Consider the following 17,601-nt stretch of genomic DNA (forward strand, 5'->3'; position numbering starts at 1 on the left):
CCGCTCAGCATGAGCCGTGTCGAGTTTATCGCCCTGATCGCGATGCTCTTCGCCACGATCGCGTTTTCCATCGATTCCATGCTGCCGGCCTTGCCGGAAATCGGCGCGGCGCTGTCGCCCGGAAACCTCAACCGGGTGCAACTGGTCATCACCAGCTTTGTGCTGGGGATGGGCATCGGCACGTTCTTTACCGGCCCACTGTCGGACACATTCGGGCGCAAGCCTGTGGTACTGTGCGGCGCCATTCTGTACATCGTGGCATCGCTGGCGGCGGCACGGGCGCAAAGCCTTGAGGTGCTGCTGGCGGCGCGGGTTGTCCAGGGGCTGGGCGCCGCCGGGCCGCGCGTGGTGGCGCTGGCGATCATCCGCGACCTCTATCAGGGCCGTGGCATGGCGCGGATCATGTCCTTCGTGATGATTGTCTTCACCCTGGTGCCCGCCATCGCGCCCAGCATGGGGGCCATCATCGTCATCCTTGTCGGCTGGCGGGCGGTGTTTGTCTCGTTCGTGATCTTTGCGGCCAGCGCGACGCTCTGGCTGATGCTGCGTCTGCCGGAAACCCTTGCTCCGGAAAACCGCCGCCCGTTCCGCGCCGCCATGCTGTTATCGGCGGTGCGCGAGATGTTCGCCCACCCGGTGGTGCGCCTGTCGATCATGGTACAGTCGCTGGCCTATGGCATGTTGTTCGCAATGCTGTCCTCGACCCAGCAGATCTTTGACATCACCTTTGATCAGGGGGCCGCCTTTCCGATCTGGTTTGGCGGCATCGCGGTGGTTGCCGCCTCGGCCAGCTTTGTGAATGCGGCGCTGGTGATGCGTCTGGGGATGCAGGTTCTGGTGACCGCGATGCTGGCAGCCCAGGTGGTGTTTTCCGGCCTGATGATCCTCATTGGATTGATCGAACCGCCGGTGATGGTGCATTTCGCGCTGTTCGTGATCTGGCAGGCCACCGTCTTCTTTCAGGCCGGCATGACCATCGGCAACCTCAATGCCATTGCGATGGAGCCGATGGGCCATATCGCCGGCATGGCGGCCAGTGTGATCGGCGCGATATCGACCGTTGCCGCCGTCATTCTGGCCGTGCCGGTTGGCTTGCTGTTCAACGGCACGCCGCTGCCGCTGGCGGTCGGGACGTTCCTGATGGCGCTGGCCGCGCTGCTCCTGATGCTCGCCATGCGCCGCAAAAGCATGCAGTTGACGTAAACCGCACCGCGGACTGGCCAATTTCCTGATCTCACGCCACCAAAAGCAGCGCCGAGCGTCCTGGTCCAGTTGCGCGGGGCTCGTCTTGTTTGCCAGATGCAAAGCCTGTGCTAGGTGCAGGACAGGTCCGCAACGGATCCGGTGACGCGCTGGCGCCACCTCTGTCCGAACAACGGAAACAGGCTTTGGCAACCAAAGATCTGACAGACCGGGAAAGGGTGCCTAGATGTCCAGAATCAAAGTAGAGAACCCCATCGTGGAAATGGACGGGGACGAAATGACCCGGATCATCTGGGATTTCATAAAGCAGAAACTGATCCTGCCCTATCTCGACCTCGAACTGCTTTACTACGATCTGAGCATGGAAAGCCGCGATGCCACCGACGACCAGATCACCGTTGCCGCCGCGGAAAAGACCAAGGAGGTCGGCGTTGCGGTGAAATGTGCGACCATCACGCCGGACGAGGCGCGGGTCGAGGAATTCGGCCTGAAAAAGATGTGGCGCAGCCCCAACGGCACGATCCGCAACATTCTGGGCGGCGTCGTCTTCCGCGCACCGATCATCTGCAAGAACGTACCGCGTCTGGTTCCGGGCTGGACCCGACCCATCGTCATCGGGCGGCACGCCTTCGGCGACCAGTACCGCGCGACCGACATGAAGTTCCCCGGCCCCGGAACCCTGTCGATGAAATTTGTCGGTGACGATGGCACGGTGATCGAAGAAGAAGTCTACAAGGCGCCCTCTTCCGGCGTTTACATGGGCATGTACAACCTTGACGACTCGATCACCGATTTCGCCCGGGCATCGTTGAACTATGGTCTCAGCCTGGGTTGGCCGGTGTATCTGTCGACCAAGAACACCATTCTCAAGCAGTATGACGGCCAGTTCATGCTGATTTTCCAGAAGGTGTTCGACGAAGAGTTTGCCGACAAGTTCAAGGCCGCCGGCATCACCTATGAGCACCGGCTGATTGATGACATGGTGGCCAGCGCGATGAAATGGTCGGGCGGGTTTGTCTGGGCCTGCAAGAACTACGACGGGGATGTGCAGTCGGATACCGTGGCGCAGGGGTTCGGATCACTCGGGTTGATGACCTCGCAGCTGATGACCCCGGACGGCAGGATCGTCGAGTCCGAGGCAGCCCACGGCACCGTGACCCGCCACTATCGACAGCACCAGCGCGGCGAAGCGACCTCGACCAATTCCATTGCCTCGATCTATGCCTGGACCGGGGGACTGAAGCATCGCGCCAAGCTGGACGGCAACGACCAGCTCATGGCCTTTGCCACCACTCTGGAGACGGTGGTGGTTGATACCGTCGAATCCGGATTCATGACCAAGGATCTCGCGCTTCTGGTCGGACCGGATCAGGGCTGGCTGACCACCATGGGCTTTCTGGAAAAGGTGGACGAGAACCTCAACAAGGCGCTCGCCCGGTAAATCGCGGTCCGATAGGACCCTTCGGAACGGTCGCCGTCCCCGGCCAGTGTTCCGTGGCTTGCACGCGCATTTTCAGGGCAATGTCCGGCGACGTGGACGAATCCGCCGGGGTGCCGTCGGGCCTGCCGTTGACAAGTCGCGAACAAGACGTGATTGGCACTCTCATGATGCTTCTCGACACCCCTCCGGCGGAAAGCCACACATTCGCCGAGGATGTGCATGGCATCCTCATCGGCACGACGCTTGTGGCGCTGGCCATCCAGTTCCTGCGCGCGTCAGAGCTGTTCACCGGACAGATCGCCGGTCTGTCGCTGATCCTCTCCTATCCGACAGGTTGGTCCTTCGGGGCGACGTTCTTTTTGCTGAACCTGCCGTTCTACTGGCTGGCCATCCGTCAACTGGGCTGGCGTTTCACAGTCAAGAATTTCTGTGCCGTCGCGCTGATGTCAACCATGGTCGACGGGCTGCCGTATGTCCTGAAGATCCAGCCCCTGCACCCGGCCATCGGCGCCAGCCTGTTCGGAATCCTGGCCGGCATCGGACTGCTGTCGCTGTTCCGCCACGGCGCCACGCTGGGAGGTGTGGGCATTGTGGCGCTGTGGCTGCAGGACCGCAACGGTTTCAAGGCCGGTCATACCCAGCTTCTGTTCGATCTGGGGGTCTTTTCCATCGCACTGTTGCTGTTTCCCTGGACCGTCGTGGCGTGGTCGCTGATGGGCGCCGTCATCCTGAACGGGATCGTCACGATCAACCATCGCCGGGATCGTTATATCGCCCGGTCCTGACGGCGGTCAGAGCGTAAGGAACCTGTCGCAAAGCCTTGTTCGGAAATCGAATTTCAGCGCCCGCGTCTTTACGATGCCCGATTTTTCCAGCCGGGCCGGATTGACCGACAGCCTGTCATACGCGCGGGCTTCGGCCTGCGGCCACGGAAGTTCCCTCTTGTCCGCGAACCGTGCCAGAAAGGCACTGGCGTCTGCCGTTGCCGCGCTCCAGCCGCTGCCCGGCGCACCGGCGTCTCCGGACCGGCCCACTTGCTCCCGGATCAGGTTTGCATCGTAAAGCGCTGAAATATTGGCGTATTTCAGATGCGCCAGATAGACGCCGGGGGGCATCGCAAACGGGAACCCCTGCAACCGGCGCGGAGACACCCTGACCCCGTGCAACATCAGATCCAGTGGCCGGCGAATGGCAAAAGCCTTGCTGTAATGACCGCTGAACGCCGCATGACGCCGGGCGGTGAAAACGGACCCCTCGTCGGTCTGCGGATCTCCGGGTTGTTCGACCAGGTCAAAGCCCAGAGCTGTCAACACCGGCGCACCGGCATGCGCCGCGATGGCATCCGCCAGGGACTCGTAGCGGTGCGGATCGTGGCAGATCAACTCGTCGGCATCGGTGCGGATGACCCAGTCATAGGATTGCAGCAGCCCGGCCTGAAACGCGTTCAGCGCCGCACCGCGCCGCCTGTCAAAGTGGTCGAACCCGTCGCGCGGAACGGTGATCACGCTGGCACCGGGGCAGATTTCACCGATGCGCGGGTCGGCGCCATGCGCGACGACAAACAGGTTCTCGACGCCCACCTGACGGCCGTGGTGGCGATACCACTGCGACAGCGCCCAGTAATCCTTGTAAACCATGGTCAGCGCGCAGATTTTCATGCAGCGGTCCTTCCTCACGACTGGATAGAACCCGCCTGCGCCCCGGGCAAGAGCCGGGCCCGCAGCCGAGGCGACAGTCCGCATTGACCCATCGGACACGTCAGTTTGCTGTGGCTTGGGCCAGACTCCGGGCCCTGCCGGGTCAGAGGGATCAGCCCAGGTGTCTGGCGCGGAGCGTGTACTCAGAGGCGCCCCAGCAGCTCGGCCTTTTTGGCTTCAAATTCCTCCTGGCTCAGAATGTCCCGGGAATACAGATCTGCCAGCCGCTCGATACGGGCAAATATCTGCTCGTCGCTGACCTCGGGCACCGCGATCACCGGAGTCGGCATCGGATCCCGGGTCGCCGATGGTCCATCCGTGGCGCTTGGCTCGGGCGTCCTGTTGGCCGGGGTTGGTTCCGCAGGCGCGGTCTGTGCCGCCTCGACTGGATCCGCATCCGAAACCACCCGCAGGTCGGAAACCTGCACCTGCCCGTGCTGGCTGGTAAAGCTCAGGCTCTGGCCGCCACTTTGTGCCTGTGCAAAGCCGCTGATCTGGTGGTCGGCAGTATCGTACACGGTGATGCGCCCGGCGATGTCGATGGCAAGGCGCCGCTTGTCCGGGAAACAGGCATATCGCATGTTGTTCTGCGCCCCCTGCGAGCTGGGTTGGCCCAGCTCGGCGGGCCAGCCGCCCGACCCCTGCGTGCCACGCCCTGCTCCGGACGTCTGGGACGGCGACATCACGGGCATCTCGAACACCGTCTGGTTGCTGACAATGCCTGACAGCTCCGTGCACAGGCTGTCGACGCGGGCTTTCAGCGACGTGTTGAACATATCGCCGATCATGGTCATGCCGCCCTGCGACCACTGCCCCATGCCGCCCAGTTCAGGGTGGTTGAACTGGGCCTGCGTCCCCTGTCCGGACCAGACCGCCCGCAGCAGATGCGCCACGGCATCCGTGCCGATGCCATGCCGCTCGGCCACCTCGGCCACGATCTGTTTGCCGTCTTCGCTCAACTCTCTCATCTGCCAGTCTCCGCATCCCCATCCGGTGTGCCGCCGGACACCCCGTGCTGCAAGTTATTCCGGGCCTTTATGCGCCTGGTGCCCCCATTTGCGCACCCGAAGCGGCTCGGGCATGTCCGTCAGATCCAACCGCCGGGCAACAGGTTCGTTCCCGATGGCCTCAGCCGTTCAGCAAGGCATCCTGTACCGAGGGGTTCCACCCCAGATACAGCGCTCCTTCGGAGCGGATCACCGGGCGCGTCATCACCTTGGGCTGCGCCGCGATCTGTTCTTCGGCGTCGGAGTGTTTCAGCCAGTTGCTCAGGCCGCGCCAGTCGTTTGTAGTCTTGTCGACAAGCCGGTCGCCGAATTCGGCAATCAGTTCGGTCAGTTCCCCGACGCTCAGGGGCTCGGCCCGGACATCGCGGAAGGTGACCCCCTTGCCTGCCTCCTCCAGCGCCCTGCGGGCTTTCTGGCAGACGGCACAGGTGCTCAGCCCATAGATTATCATGCGCGATCTCCCTTGGCGCTGCTGCACCACCATTCGCGATGTTCGGTCGATCTGCAAGCCCGGCAGAGACTGCCGATCCCGGCGGAAATTTCTTCAAGGATCTGAAACCTGCAAGTAAACAGCGGTTGATCTTTGGTGGCTCGATCCGCTATTTGCTGCCGACTGACCGCAATCCTGGCCTTCAAGGTGCACTCCGTATGACCCCCAGCTACCTCGTGACCCATTCCGGGGGCTTTCATGCCGACGAACTATTGTCGAGCGTTGTCCTGACGCGTCTGTTTCCTCAGGCGGAACTGCGGCGCAGCCGCGCGCCGGAATGGATCACCCCCGGCGTCGACCGCATCATCTACGATGTGGGTGGACTCTATGATCCGGCGTTGCAGATCTTTGACCACCACCAGCGCGATGCGCCGATGCGTGCCGACGGCAATCCTTACAGCTCTTTCGGGTTGATCTGGAAACACTTCGGCCATGAATACCTGCGCGCGCTGAGTGTGCCCGAGGCCAACCTGGACAGTGTCCACGCCAATTTCGATGCCAAATTCGTGTTGCTGATCGACCAGCTGGACAATGGCGCGCTCGACCCCTCTGTTGCCGGACCGCTGGCAGGCATGACCCTGCCCGGTCTGCTGGAAACGCTGAAACCCGTGTTTGACGACACCGATCCCCAGTCAGAGATGCGGGCCTTTCACAAGGCGCGCGAGATTGCCCAGAGCTTTGTCGAAGCGCGGATCGCGCGCAGCGCCGCCAAGCTGCGGGCCGAGGATATCGTGGCGCAGTCGATCCGCGCCGCAGGTAGCAGCCGGATTCTCGAACTGCCGATGGGGATGCCGTTCCGCCCTGGCGTGATCAAGGCCGGGGCCGACCATCTGCTGTTTGTGGTCAATCCGCGTGGCGAGGACTGGTCCTTGGGCGGCATTCGCCTGTTCGACGAAGGGTTCGAACTGCGCGCCGACCTGCCGCTGGCCTGGGCCGGACTGACCGGCGCCGAGCTTGAGGCCGCCTCCGGGGTCACCGGCGCCAGCTTTTGCCACAACGGCCGGTTCATTGCCGTCGCGAAAACCCGCGACGCCATTCTGGAAATGGCGCGGATCGCAGTCAGGGAAGCCGAAGAGGCTCTGGCCGCCACCGCCCACTGACACCCGCCAACAGGCTGTTCGCCAGTTGGAATGGAGTTTGTGACGCCATTTTTCGCGGCACCATCATCAAAGTGACTTTGCGTCAGTTTTCTCTGTTGAAAGACCTTGCAATGCCGCGCCCGATCTGAGATCGGTGGCGCCACCACAGGGGTGCCGCGTAGAGCCGCGGCTGAGATGCGGGCGTCATGCCTTCGGACCCTCAAAGCTGATCTGGATAATGCCAGCGTAGCAAGGAGGACAGTCATGTTCGCAGGCGCACAAGTTTCCCTTTACCCGATGACCGATGGCTTCGTGGATGTCATTCTTGCGTCGTTGTCCGCACTCGACCCGTGGCGCGACCGGTTGCGGATAGAAACCGATGACATCTCGACCCTGGTGGTCGGACCACCAGAAGTACTGTTTCCGGCCCTGCGCGATCTCTACGCCGCCGCCGCCAGTACAGGCCAGCATGTGGTTCTGCGCGCCACGCTGTCGCGCGGCTGTCCGGGCGAGCCCGACGATCCGATCTGCCAGACCGCGGCGCTTGCCAATCCTTCCGAACCGCTGGAGCAGCGACAGAAGTCCGCGCTCGCAGCTTTGGCACGGGCGACAGATACTGGCGAACAGGCCGCCGCGCAGTTTTCGCTTTATGTGATGGGTGCGGGCGACCACATGGAAGAGATCATGGGCTGCATCGCCTTTCTCAAGGACAGCGGCACGTTCGACCGCTCCAAGAACTTCTGCACCCGGCTGCACGGCGACGCCGGACCGGTCTTTGCCACCCTGGAGCAGGCCTTCTGCCAGTTTGGCCCGCCGCAGGGCCATGTCACCATAGATCTGACGGTTTCCGCCAACAGCCCGACCAAGCGCTGATCCGATGCAGCGCCCCGTGCCCCGCCGTATCGGCGGAGGTCTGTCCACAGGTGTGCCTGCCGTCCTGAGTGTCGCCGCCGCCGTCGCCCTGTGGGAGGTCTATGTCCGTCTGTCCGGGATTTCCCATCTCGTGCTGCCCGCGCCGTCGCGGGTGATCGAGCAGATCTTTCTCAATCGCGCCCTGCTGTGGGACAACACCCTGCCCACGGTGGTGGCGACCCTGTCGGGCTTTGCCCTGTCCGTCTGCGTGGCCTTTGCGTTCTCGGTCCTGCTGGATTTCATGCCGCGCCTGCGCCGGGCGCTGTTTCCGATATTCGTGGTCAGTCAGACACTGCCGCTGGTGGCGATCGCGCCGCTGGTCGTGCTGTGGTTCGGTTTTGACCTCACGCCCAAGGTGCTGCTGGTGGCGCTGGTCACCTTTTTTCCGATGCTGGTCGCACTGGTTGACGGCTACGATTCCACCGATCCGGAAATCACCGCATTGCTGCGCTCGATGGGCGCGTCAAAGGTCACGGTGTTTCGCTGCGCCCGCCTGCCCTCGGCCATGCCGTACTACTTTGCCGGACTGCGGATCGCGATCACCTATGCCGTCGTCGCCGCAATCTTTGCCGAATATGTCGGCGCCCGCGCCGGACTCGGCATCGTGATCCTGAACGCCAAGAACAGTTTCCGCCCCGATCTCGTCCTTGCCGCTGTGGTCATCAGCTCGACCCTGACGCTGGTGCTGTTTGCCGTCACCGCGCTGCTTCAGCGGGTGATGCTGCGCTGGCGCACCTACGGAGACGAACGATGACGCTGCTGTCGCTGCAGGGTGTGGCTGTATCGCTGGGCGGAGAGCCGGTGCTGGAGGATGTCGCGCTGCGCGTGGCACCGGGGGAATTCGTCTCGGTCCTCGGACCCTCCGGGGCAGGAAAATCCACCATTTTCAGGCTCCTGACCGGTTCTCTTAAACCGGACCGGGGCGCGATCATGGTTTCGGGGGCACCGCTGGACCCCGCCAGTCACGGGTTTGCCTTCATGCCGCAACAGGATGCGCTGATGCCGTGGCGGCGCATTCTCGACAACCTCACTCTCGGGCTCGAGGTACAGGGCATGAGCCGCAAGGCGGCCCGTGCCCGGGTGACGCCGCACCTTTCGGAGTTCGGCCTGAACGGGTTTGAACAGCATTACCCGGCCCAGCTTTCGGGTGGCATGCGCCAGCGGGCGGCGCTGTTGCGGACCGTGGTGCAGAACCGCCCCATGCAGCTTCTGGACGAACCGTTCGGCGCGCTGGATGCCCTGACACGCATGCAGATGCAGGCCTGGTTCGAGACGCGCTGGCGGGTCGCGCGCTGGACGACCCTGCTGATCACCCATGACGTGCGCGAAGCGGTGGCCCTCTCCGACCGGATCTATGTCCTGTCGCGCCGTCCCGCCCGCGTGATCGCCGAAGTGGCCGTGCCGCTGCCGCGTCCGCGCAGCGGCCGCCCTCTCACCGCCGCAGCCCACGCGCTCGAAGCGCAACTGCTCGGCATCCTTCTGACCCAAACCGAGGAACCCTCATGAAACACCTGACAACCTTGACCTTCTTGCTGATGGCCCTGCCGGCATATGCGCAGGACTCCCTGAGCGTCGCGCTTGACTGGACGCCCAATACCAACCACGTCGGCCTGTACGTCGCGCAATCCAAGGGCTGGTTTGCCGAGGCCGGGCTTGACGTGGACATCCTGCCTTATACCGACACATCCTCCGGCACGCTGGTTGCCTCGGGTGTGGCGGAATTCGGCATCCTCAGCGCGGTCGGCTTTCACAGCCAGCGCGCGGCGGGGGCGGACACCACCGTTGTCATGGCGGTCGTTCAGCACGAAACCGGGCGGCTGGTGTTCAACGGCGAACGCTCCGACATTCAGCGCCCGGCCGATCTTGACGGGAAGACCTACGCCGGATTCGGCAGCGCCTGGGAAAACGCGCTGATTTCGTCGATCATCCGCACCGACGGTGGCAGCGGCACCTTCGATACCGTGACCCTCGGCACATCGGCCTATGAGGCGCTGGCCAACGGCAGCGTCGATTTCACCCTGGAAGTCAGTACCTGGGAGGGCGTGAACTCCGTCCTGTTGAACCGTCCGCAGCGCGCGTTCCGCTATGCCGACTACGGTGTGCCCGATCAGCAGACCACCTTTCTGGGCGCAAACAGCACCTGGCTTGCCGCCAACCCCGATACCGCCCGCGCCTTTGTTCAGGCGGCGCAGCGCGGCTACCAATTCGCGGCGGAAAACCCGCAGGCAGCCGCAGACATCCTGATCGGGGAAACGTCGGGCATGCTGAGCAATCCCGACCTTGTACATGCCTCGATGCAGGCGCTGGTGGATGGCGGCTATCTGCGGGACGCCGACGAACCCGTCGGGCTGGTGGACGCCGCCATGTTCGATCAGATCACCGATTTTCTGTTCGACGCCGGAATCCTGCGCGGCGAAGATGGCCGGGTGCCCGAGGCAAAACCGGATGTCACCGGCTGGTTCAGCAACGACTATCTGTCCCGTTGATCGGCGGCCGCCATCCGGCAGGGCCGCACCTCAGCGCGCCGGGCCGGATGGCGACGGCGGGCCGGATGGCGGCGGCGGGCCGGTGAACGAAAGCGGACGATAAAAAATGCCCGGGGCTGGTTTCCCGCCCCGGGGCTGCACTGAAGACGTCTGGAGAACCTCTTCAATTCGTTGGGTTCAGGAACAGCCTGACGTGCCACCGCAGGTGTTGCACTTCATGCAGGTGCCGTTGCGCACCAGCGTGTAGTTGCCGCATTCGCCGCAGGCTTCGCCTTCGTACCCCTGCATCTTGGCGCGGGACACCGCGTTGATGGCCATGCCACTGGTCGCGGTCGTCGTCGCGGTGGCAAAAGCCACCGTGGCGCCGCCTGCCGATGCCGAAGCGGCGGTTGCGGGAACCAGCGTGCTGAGCGCGGACACAGAGTCGGTCATGCCCCCCTGCAACACCACCAGATCCTGCGGCAGCCGCTTGCGCAGATAGCCCGTCGAGCTGATCTGTTTCAGCACCTCAAGGCTGCGCGATGCCGCCGTCTCGGACAATTCCTTGACGTTGGACACGCCCTCTTCCTCGCCCCGGCCCAGATCGTCGAACGACGCACCCGAGGGTTTCACATGGGCCAGATCGGTGCGGTCGAGGTAGCTGACCGCAAGTTCGCGGAAGATGTAGTCAAGGATCGAGGTCGCGTTCTTGATGCTGTCGTTGCCCTGCACCATGCCGGCCGGTTCGAACTTGGTAAAGGTGAAGGCGTCGACGAACTCTTCGAGCGGCACACCGTACTGAAGCCCGACCGACACCGCGATGGCAAAGTTGTTCATCATGGCGCGGAACCCTGCACCTTCCTTGTGCATGTCGATAAAGATCTCGCCCAGGGTGCCGTCCTGATACTCGCCGGTGCGCAGATAGACCTTGTGACCGCCGACAACCGCCTTCTGGGTGTATCCCTTGCGCCGCTCGGGCATCTTTTCGCGGATCGAGTTGCGGACCTCCTTGATGATCACTTTCTCGACCACCTTCTGCGCCAGCACCGCGGCCTTTTCCTGCATCGAGCCGTTTTCCAGGATCTCCGCCGCCTCGTCGTCATCCTCGACCAGCGAAGCCGCCAGCGGCTGGCTCAGCTTCGAGCCGTCACGGTAGAGCGCATTCGCCTTGACCCCCAGCGACCAGGACAGTTCGTAGGCCTTCTGACAGTCGGTGATGGTGGCGTCATTGGGCATGTTGATCGTCTTGGAAATCGCGCCCGAGATGAACGACTGCGCTGCGGCCATCATGTAGATGTGGCTATTAACGCCAAGATAACGCTTGCCTTTCTTGCCGCAAGCGTTGGCACAGTCGAACACCGGCAGGTGTTCGTCGCGCAGGTAGGGCGCGCCTTCCAGCGTCATGGTTCCGCAGACATGATCGTTGGCCAGTTCGATGTCCTTGCGGCTGAAGCCGAGGTGGCGCAGCAGATCAAAGGTCGGGTCGTTCAGCTTGTCCGCCGGAATGCCCAGAACACCGGTGCAGAACTCTTCGCCCAGCGTCCATTGGTTGAACACGAACCGGATGTCAAAGGCCGAGGCCAGCGCGCCCTCGATCTTCTGGATCTGCGCCGGACCGAAGCCGTGCCCGGTCAGCGAGGTGTGGTTGATGCCCGGAGCATTGCCGATGGAGCCATGCCCCACGGCATAGGCGACGATCTCTTCGATCTCGTTGCTGGCATAGCCCAGCTTTTCCAGCGCCGCCGGGACTGACTGGTTGATGATCTTGAAATAGCCGCCGCCGGCCAGCTTCTTGAACTTCACCAGAGCAAAGTCCGGCTCGATCCCGGTTGTGTCGCAGTCCATCACCAGGCCGATGGTGCCGGTCGGCGCAATGACCGAGGTCTGCGCGTTGCGATAGCCGTGCGCCTCACCCAGGCGCAGCGCCTCGTCCCAGGACGACATCGCCAGCCTGACCAGCGCCTGATCCGGGCAGCCCTTGTGATCCAGCGGCACCGGCTTGGTCGCCAGCCCCTCGTACCCGGTTGTGGCGCCGTGGGCGGCGTTGCGGTGGTTGCGGATCACCCGCAGCATGTGATCGCTGTTCTTCTTGTAGCCCGAGAACGGGCCCAGTTCGCCGGCAATCTCGGCCGAGGTGGCGTAGGCCACACCGGTCATGACAGCCGTCAGCGCACCGCAAAGGGCGCGGCCTTCGTCACTGTCGTAGGAAAAGCCCATGTTCATCAGCAGGCCGCCGATGTTGGCATATCCCAGCCCCAGGGTGCGGAAGTCATACGACCGCTGCGCGATTTCCTGACTCGGGAACTGCGCCATGGTCACACTGATTTCCAGTGTCAGCGTCCACAGACGCGTGGCGTGCATGTAGTCCTCGGACTGGAATTCCCCGTCCTTGAGGAAGGTCAGAAGGTTCATCGACGCCAGGTTGCAGGCCGTATCATCGAGAAACATGTATTCCGAGCACGGGTTCGAGCCGCGGATCGCGCCGTCTTCGGGGCAGGTGTGCCAGTCGTTGACGGTGTCGTGGAACTGGATGCCCGGATCGGCACAGGCCCAGGCGGCATGGCCGACATCTTCCCAAAGGGCGCGCGCCTTGATCGTCTTGGCGACCGAGCCGTCCGTGCGGCGGATCAGTTCCCAGTCGCCGTCGTTCTTCACGGCGCGCAGGAAGGCATCCGTCACCCGGATCGAGTTGTTCGAATTCTGGCCCGACACGCTGGCGTAGGCTTCGGAATCCCAGTCGGTGTCGTAGGTCGGAAACTCGATCGAGCCATAGCCCTGCTTGGCATAATCCAGCACCCGTTTGACGTATGTCTCAGGGATTGCGACCTTCTTGGCGTCGCGGATCGCGGCCTTGAGGGCCTCGTTGACCTTGGGGTCATAGGCGTCGGCTTCGGCTCCGTCCCACTGGCGGATGGCGGCGAAGATCAGGTTCAGCTTCTGCTCGTGCATCTTGCTGCCCGCGACGATGCTGGCGACCTTCTGCTCTTCCTTGACCTTCCAGTTGATGAATTCCTCGATATCCGGGTGGTCGGCGTCGATGATCACCATCTTGGCCGCACGGCGCGTGGTCCCGCCGGATTTGATCGCGCCCGCCGCGCGGTCACCGATCTTGAGAAAGCCCATCAAGCCCGAGGATTTGCCACCGCCCGACAGCGGCTCGTTGGCCGCGCGCAACGACGAAAAGTTGGTGCCGGTGCCCGAGCCGTATTTGAACAGGCGCGCCTCGCGCACCCAGAGATCCATGATGCCGCCCTCACCCACCAGATCATCCTTGACCGACTGGATGAAGCAGGCGTGCGGCTGCGGGTGCTCGTAGGCCGACTTGGACTTGGTCAGCTTGCCGGTCTTGTAGTCGACATAGTAGTGACCCTGGCCGGGGCCGTCGATGCCATAGGCCCAGTGCAGGCCGGTGTTGAACCACTGCGGGCTGTTCGGAGCCGCGCGCTGGGTGGCCAGCATGTGGCGCATTTCATCGAAGTAGGCGCGGGCATCGGCTTCCTTGGTGAAATAGCCACCCTTCCAGCCCCAGTAGGCCCAGGCGCCTGCCAGACGGTCGAACACCTGCTTGGAAGAGGTCTCACCGATCTTGGGCGTATCCTCCGAGGCCGGAACCGAGCGCCACAGAAACTCCGGCACGCCCTTTTCGGGAATTTTCTTCAGTTCTGTCGGGACGCCTGCCTTGCGGAAATACTTCTGGGCGATGACATCGCTGGCGACCTGGCTCCACTTTGCGGGCACCTCGACATTGTCGAGCCGGAAGACGATGGTGCCATCCGGGTTGCGGATTTCCGAAACGGTCGAGACAAAGTCGATCTCGGCGTAGGCATCCTGCCCGGTCTTGGTGAATTTTCTTTCGATTTTCATAGTCGCTGCCCCATAAACCAGCTGTTCCCATCGGTCGCCGTTGCCCCGGCGCGGTTGCCTGTCACAAGGCCACACGATTTAACGGCCCGCGTCGCCGACGCGGCCCCGCAGGGCGTCCCTGCTCTGCGAAACTTCGAACTGTGTCCCCGTGCAGTCCGGCCACTACATATTGTGGCTCTCTGCCCGGCCTCCACAATCTGACGCAAATTGCCTCAAAGGGTCAACGGAATTTTTCAATAATTTCCACTATATTTAGTGTTGACCCCTGCTGCGTGCGCATAGGTGTGGGGTGTCCCGTGATTCATACACAGGGCGGCAGCCGCGCAATAGAAGGGAAAACCCGGGCTATCCGACAGTTCTCCACAAGTTGTGCACACCTGCGTGAAAACACGTAGTCAGGCTGTAGCGCGGCACAGCTGCCACACCCTGCAGCCGCTGCCGCCGATGCCGTAACCCCTACCCGGGGCGAATCTCTGGGGCCGATCGCAAAGTGACCCAGCGTAGTGGCGACCAGTCTATGCCGACAAAAGGGCGCCGTTCGCCCAGATCGGCAGGTGATCCGACGCAACCGCCGTCAGCGAATCCTGCAACACCCCGGTCCGGGTCAGATCCACCAGGTCATTGGTCGCAAACCGATCCAGCGAGGCAAACGGACGCCGCGCATGAAAGGTTCGCCCCGGCGTGTGGATGCGGAAGACCGGCGACAGACGGCCGAGCCCGACCGATGTCGAGAATTCGTTGAGGTCTCCGGCGATCACCGTGCCACACTCGGGCAACGCCTTCAGGCTTTCGCGGATCTGCGACACCTGCTTGCGGCGGGAACTGCGCAGCAGTCCCAGATGCGTCCCCACCACCCGCAACGGTCCGCCTTTCAGCAGAAAATCGACGATCACCGCGCCACGCGGCTCCAGTCCCGGCAGATCCAGCAGCACTGTCCCGGTGACGGCAATTTCGGGCCGCGCGAGGATCGCGATGCCGTGCCAACCAAGGCTTACGCCGTTGCGGGCCAGCGGCACCGGAGTCAGGCCGGTATGCGCCTGAATCTGGTTGTGCGGCAGCGCGGCAGGCCGCACGCCCAGCCGCAGGTCCGCTTCTTGCAGGACCACGACATCCGCCTGCAGTTCCGCGACCACCGCCATGATCCTTTCCGGATCGCGCCGACGGTCGGTGCCCAGTGCCTTGCGGATGTTGTAGCTGGCGATGCGAAAGTCGGTCCGGGTGTCTAGCATCACAGGATCGGTGCTCCCAGGCGGAACACGCCCTCGACCAGCCGCCGGCCCAGCCCGGCGCGATGGGCTCCGGTGCTGCACTCCGGCACCAGACGGGTGAACCAGTCGGCGACCTTGGCCACGGTGTCGAAGTCATGGACAAACAGCATCATCTCGAAATTCAGCAACATGCTGCGCACGTCGAAATTGGCAGTACCGACTGCGGCGGTATCGTCGATCACCCAGGCCTTGGCGTGGATCATGCCGGGCTTGTAGCGCAGCACCTTGCAGCCCAAAGCCGACAACCCACGCAAATAAGATCCGCGCGCGAGATCCGCTATTCTCTGGTTGGACCAGTCCGGCAGGAGGATGCGCACATCCACCCCGCGCCGCGCGGCGGTGGCCAGCGCATGGGTCAGATGTTCGGTCGGCAGAAAGTAAGGCGTGACCAGCCAGATCCGGGCACGGGCCGAGTGGATCGCGCTGACCAACCCGTCATGCATCGGATCGTCGCCCATGTCGGGCCCTGACGGCACAAGCTGTGCGCAGGTCATGCCCGACTGGGACACAGACACCTCGGTCGGAGTGTCCGTGCGCCCGGTGGCGGCCCAGTCGGATTCGAACACGTCCAGAAAGGTGCGCACAACCGGCCCGCTTACGACAAAGGACAGATCCACCCAGCGTGCCTCGTCCGGCGCGGGCCCCATGTATTCCAGTCCGATGTTGCGCCCGCCCGACAACACGCGGGCCCCGTCGGCGACGATCATCTTGCGATGGTTGCGCAGGTTCAGATGGCCTTTGTCCGGTTTCTGGATCAGGGGCGAAAAATCATGCAACAGGCCACCTGCCCGCCTGTAGGCGCGCAGCGCCCGCCCGGGCCGCCAGAAGCCGCCAAACCGGTCGATGATCAGGCGCACCCGGACACCGGCCCGGGCCCGCTCGGTCAGCGCCTCGACAAAGGCGCGGCCAATCGCGTCGTTGGCAATCAGGTAATAGGTGATGTCCAGCGTCCGCGTGGCGGAACGGATCAGGTTCAAGATCTCGTCCCAGCACTCTGTCCCGTCCTCAAGCAGCTTGAAGTCATTGCCTTCTGACGACGCCGGCACACCGAATTGCCGGAACAGCGCATCCAGATCGGTTTGCGGCGCGGGAATTTCCTCGCGCGGCCGAAAGTGGACGGCGGTAAAGCGCGAACCGCTTTTGCGAAAGCCCAGCCCCAGAAACAGCGGCAACGCCAGATAGGGAGCCAGCAGGATAAACGACAGCCAGGCAGCGGTCGACTGCGGCGTGCGGCGCTGTTGCAGCACGATTACGGCGGCGAAAATCGTGATCGCCATGCCGAGAACGAGGGCAAAATGAGCTTCGAGCCATATCATGTCTGACGCATCTCCGCCGGTGGCCTGTTGAACATGCGCAAAATGATTCTCCGTTCCCAGACGATGACAAAAGTCCTGCTCGCCACCAGTCCGCTCGGGCGGTGTCGGCGAACCAACCGCCCAGAGCGGCGCTGGTTCCGCCAGACCATATCATTCCCCGCCCGACTGTCACGGGGCACCGACAGCATCGCCCAGCCCGTGGCACCTGGGGGCCGTGCGTGGCCCCGCGCAACAAAAAGGACCGGAGGCAACGCCCCCGGTCCCGGTCTCGCTGATCTGGAGATGCCTTAGAGCATCGCCATCATCATGTCTTCCTCTGCCTCGGGTTCTTCGGCATAGGGTTCGTGTTCCTCGACGCAACTCAGCGCCTCGATATAGTTGTCGATGTCGACCTTCGGCGGCGCACCTTCGGGTACCTCTGCCCCCTCGTCGTAGGACACGAATTCCAGGTCATCTTCGCGTGGGCCGCTGACCGGAGCGTCCGGGTCGGCTTCGGGCATGATGATCTCGTCCACACCCTCGTAACTGGCCCATCCGACCGGCAGGGCGTCGTAATCAAGGAACTCGACCGTGCCTGACTGGGTGCCGTCGTCGGCCACCGATTGGTTGATCAGCCGCAACGGACCGTCGTCGTGCAAGTCCAGCACAACCTTCCCGTCACACTCGGCGTGTTCGTATTCGGGTGTTCCCTTGGTGCCACCGCTGCCGGAACCCTTGGTGCCGCCGCTGCCGGAACCCTTGGTGCCGCCGCTGCCGGTGCCCTTGGTGCCGCCGCTGCCGGAGCCCTTGGTGCCGCCGCTGCCGGTGCCCTTGGTGCCGCCGCTGCCGGTGCCCTTGGTGCCGCCGCTGCCGGTGCCCT

Annotated in this window: 15 protein-coding genes and 1 riboswitch; of the genes, 8 read left to right on the top strand and 7 right to left on the bottom strand. The window is 63.4% G+C overall.

All coding sequences use genetic code 11. The features are described 5' to 3' along the window. The first annotated feature begins 9 nt into the window (after window positions 1-9). From FOY53_RS19500 to FOY53_RS19510, 3 genes are all read left to right on the top strand, one after another. Window positions 10-1,203 carry a multidrug effflux MFS transporter gene (locus FOY53_RS19500; protein WP_246107478.1) on the top strand — a complete coding sequence of 398 codons (1,194 nt, stop codon included), beginning with the start codon at window positions 10-12 and terminating at the stop codon, window positions 1,201-1,203. A gap of 226 nt (window positions 1,204-1,429) precedes the next feature. Then, entirely contained in the window at window positions 1,430-2,644 is a 1,215-nt protein-coding gene (locus tag FOY53_RS19505) for an NADP-dependent isocitrate dehydrogenase (RefSeq protein WP_146591996.1), read from the top strand. Window positions 2,645-2,808: 164 nt separating this feature from the next. Next, window positions 2,809-3,429 (top strand): YitT family protein, encoded by a 621-nt coding sequence (locus FOY53_RS19510; RefSeq protein ID WP_146592010.1) that lies wholly within the window; start codon window positions 2,809-2,811, stop codon window positions 3,427-3,429. 6 nt (window positions 3,430-3,435) lie between these two features. Here the strand turns inward: FOY53_RS19510 and FOY53_RS19515 are convergent, their stop codons facing one another. The 3 genes from FOY53_RS19515 to FOY53_RS19525 all read right to left on the bottom strand — a co-directional run bounded on the left by FOY53_RS19515 (window position 3,436) and on the right by FOY53_RS19525 (window position 5,799). Next, window positions 3,436-4,302 carry a glycosyltransferase family 2 protein gene (locus FOY53_RS19515; RefSeq protein ID WP_146591997.1) on the bottom strand — a complete coding sequence of 289 codons (867 nt, stop codon included), beginning with the start codon at window positions 4,300-4,302 and terminating at the stop codon, window positions 3,436-3,438. Between the two features lie 182 nt (window positions 4,303-4,484). Beyond that, window positions 4,485-5,309: an SHOCT domain-containing protein gene (locus FOY53_RS19520; RefSeq protein WP_146591998.1), complete on the bottom strand. Its 825-nt coding sequence runs from the start codon at window positions 5,307-5,309 to the stop codon at window positions 4,485-4,487. A gap of 160 nt (window positions 5,310-5,469) precedes the next feature. After that, window positions 5,470-5,799: an arsenate reductase family protein gene (locus FOY53_RS19525; RefSeq protein WP_146591999.1), complete on the bottom strand. Its 330-nt coding sequence runs from the start codon at window positions 5,797-5,799 to the stop codon at window positions 5,470-5,472. A 197-nt stretch (window positions 5,800-5,996) separates the two neighbouring features. On the opposite strand from FOY53_RS19525, the gene FOY53_RS19530 reads away from it, so the two are divergent. The 5 genes from FOY53_RS19530 to FOY53_RS19550 all read left to right on the top strand — a co-directional run bounded on the left by FOY53_RS19530 (window position 5,997) and on the right by FOY53_RS19550 (window position 10,315). Continuing rightward, a complete protein-coding gene (locus tag FOY53_RS19530) occupies window positions 5,997-6,938 on the top strand; it encodes an MYG1 family protein (protein ID WP_146592000.1) in 942 nt (313 codons plus the stop codon). A 136-nt stretch (window positions 6,939-7,074) separates the two neighbouring features. Then, window positions 7,075-7,188: riboswitch (TPP riboswitch) on the top strand. Next, entirely contained in the window at window positions 7,182-7,790 is a 609-nt protein-coding gene (locus FOY53_RS19535) for a YkoF family thiamine/hydroxymethylpyrimidine-binding protein (RefSeq protein WP_146592001.1), read from the top strand. (Overlaps the previous riboswitch by 7 nt.) Window positions 7,791-7,794: 4 nt before the next feature. Continuing rightward, window positions 7,795-8,583 carry an ABC transporter permease gene (locus FOY53_RS19540; RefSeq protein WP_146592002.1) on the top strand — a complete coding sequence of 263 codons (789 nt, stop codon included), beginning with the start codon at window positions 7,795-7,797 and terminating at the stop codon, window positions 8,581-8,583. After that, window positions 8,580-9,335, top strand: coding sequence for an ABC transporter ATP-binding protein (locus FOY53_RS19545; RefSeq protein ID WP_146592003.1), 756 nt, complete (start codon window positions 8,580-8,582; stop codon window positions 9,333-9,335). Before FOY53_RS19540 ends, FOY53_RS19545 begins: the two co-directional genes overlap by 4 nt. Then, window positions 9,332-10,315 (top strand): ABC transporter substrate-binding protein, encoded by a 984-nt coding sequence (locus tag FOY53_RS19550; protein ID WP_146592004.1) that lies wholly within the window; start codon window positions 9,332-9,334, stop codon window positions 10,313-10,315. The genes FOY53_RS19545 and FOY53_RS19550 overlap by 4 nt, the downstream gene beginning before the upstream one ends. Before the next feature lie 177 nt (window positions 10,316-10,492). Here the strand turns inward: FOY53_RS19550 and FOY53_RS19555 are convergent, their stop codons facing one another. The 4 genes from FOY53_RS19555 to FOY53_RS23230 form a co-directional block, all read right to left on the bottom strand. Continuing rightward, window positions 10,493-14,158, bottom strand: coding sequence for a vitamin B12-dependent ribonucleotide reductase (locus FOY53_RS19555; protein WP_146592005.1), 3,666 nt, complete (start codon window positions 14,156-14,158; stop codon window positions 10,493-10,495). A 515-nt stretch (window positions 14,159-14,673) separates the two neighbouring features. Beyond that, a complete protein-coding gene (locus FOY53_RS19560) occupies window positions 14,674-15,387 on the bottom strand; it encodes an endonuclease/exonuclease/phosphatase family protein (protein WP_146592006.1) in 714 nt (237 codons plus the stop codon). Next, window positions 15,387-16,742 (bottom strand): phospholipase D-like domain-containing protein, encoded by a 1,356-nt coding sequence (locus tag FOY53_RS19565; protein ID WP_146592007.1) that lies wholly within the window; start codon window positions 16,740-16,742, stop codon window positions 15,387-15,389. The genes FOY53_RS19560 and FOY53_RS19565 overlap by 1 nt, the downstream gene beginning before the upstream one ends. A 287-nt stretch (window positions 16,743-17,029) precedes the next feature. Continuing rightward, window positions 17,030-17,601, bottom strand: a 572-nt coding sequence (locus tag FOY53_RS23230) for a hypothetical protein (protein ID WP_222435296.1), incomplete at its 5' end; no start/stop codon positions are given.

The sequence above is a fragment of the Puniceibacterium confluentis genome (assembly GCF_007923445.1).
Taxonomy (GTDB): Bacteria; Pseudomonadota; Alphaproteobacteria; order Rhodobacterales; family Rhodobacteraceae; genus Puniceibacterium; species Puniceibacterium confluentis.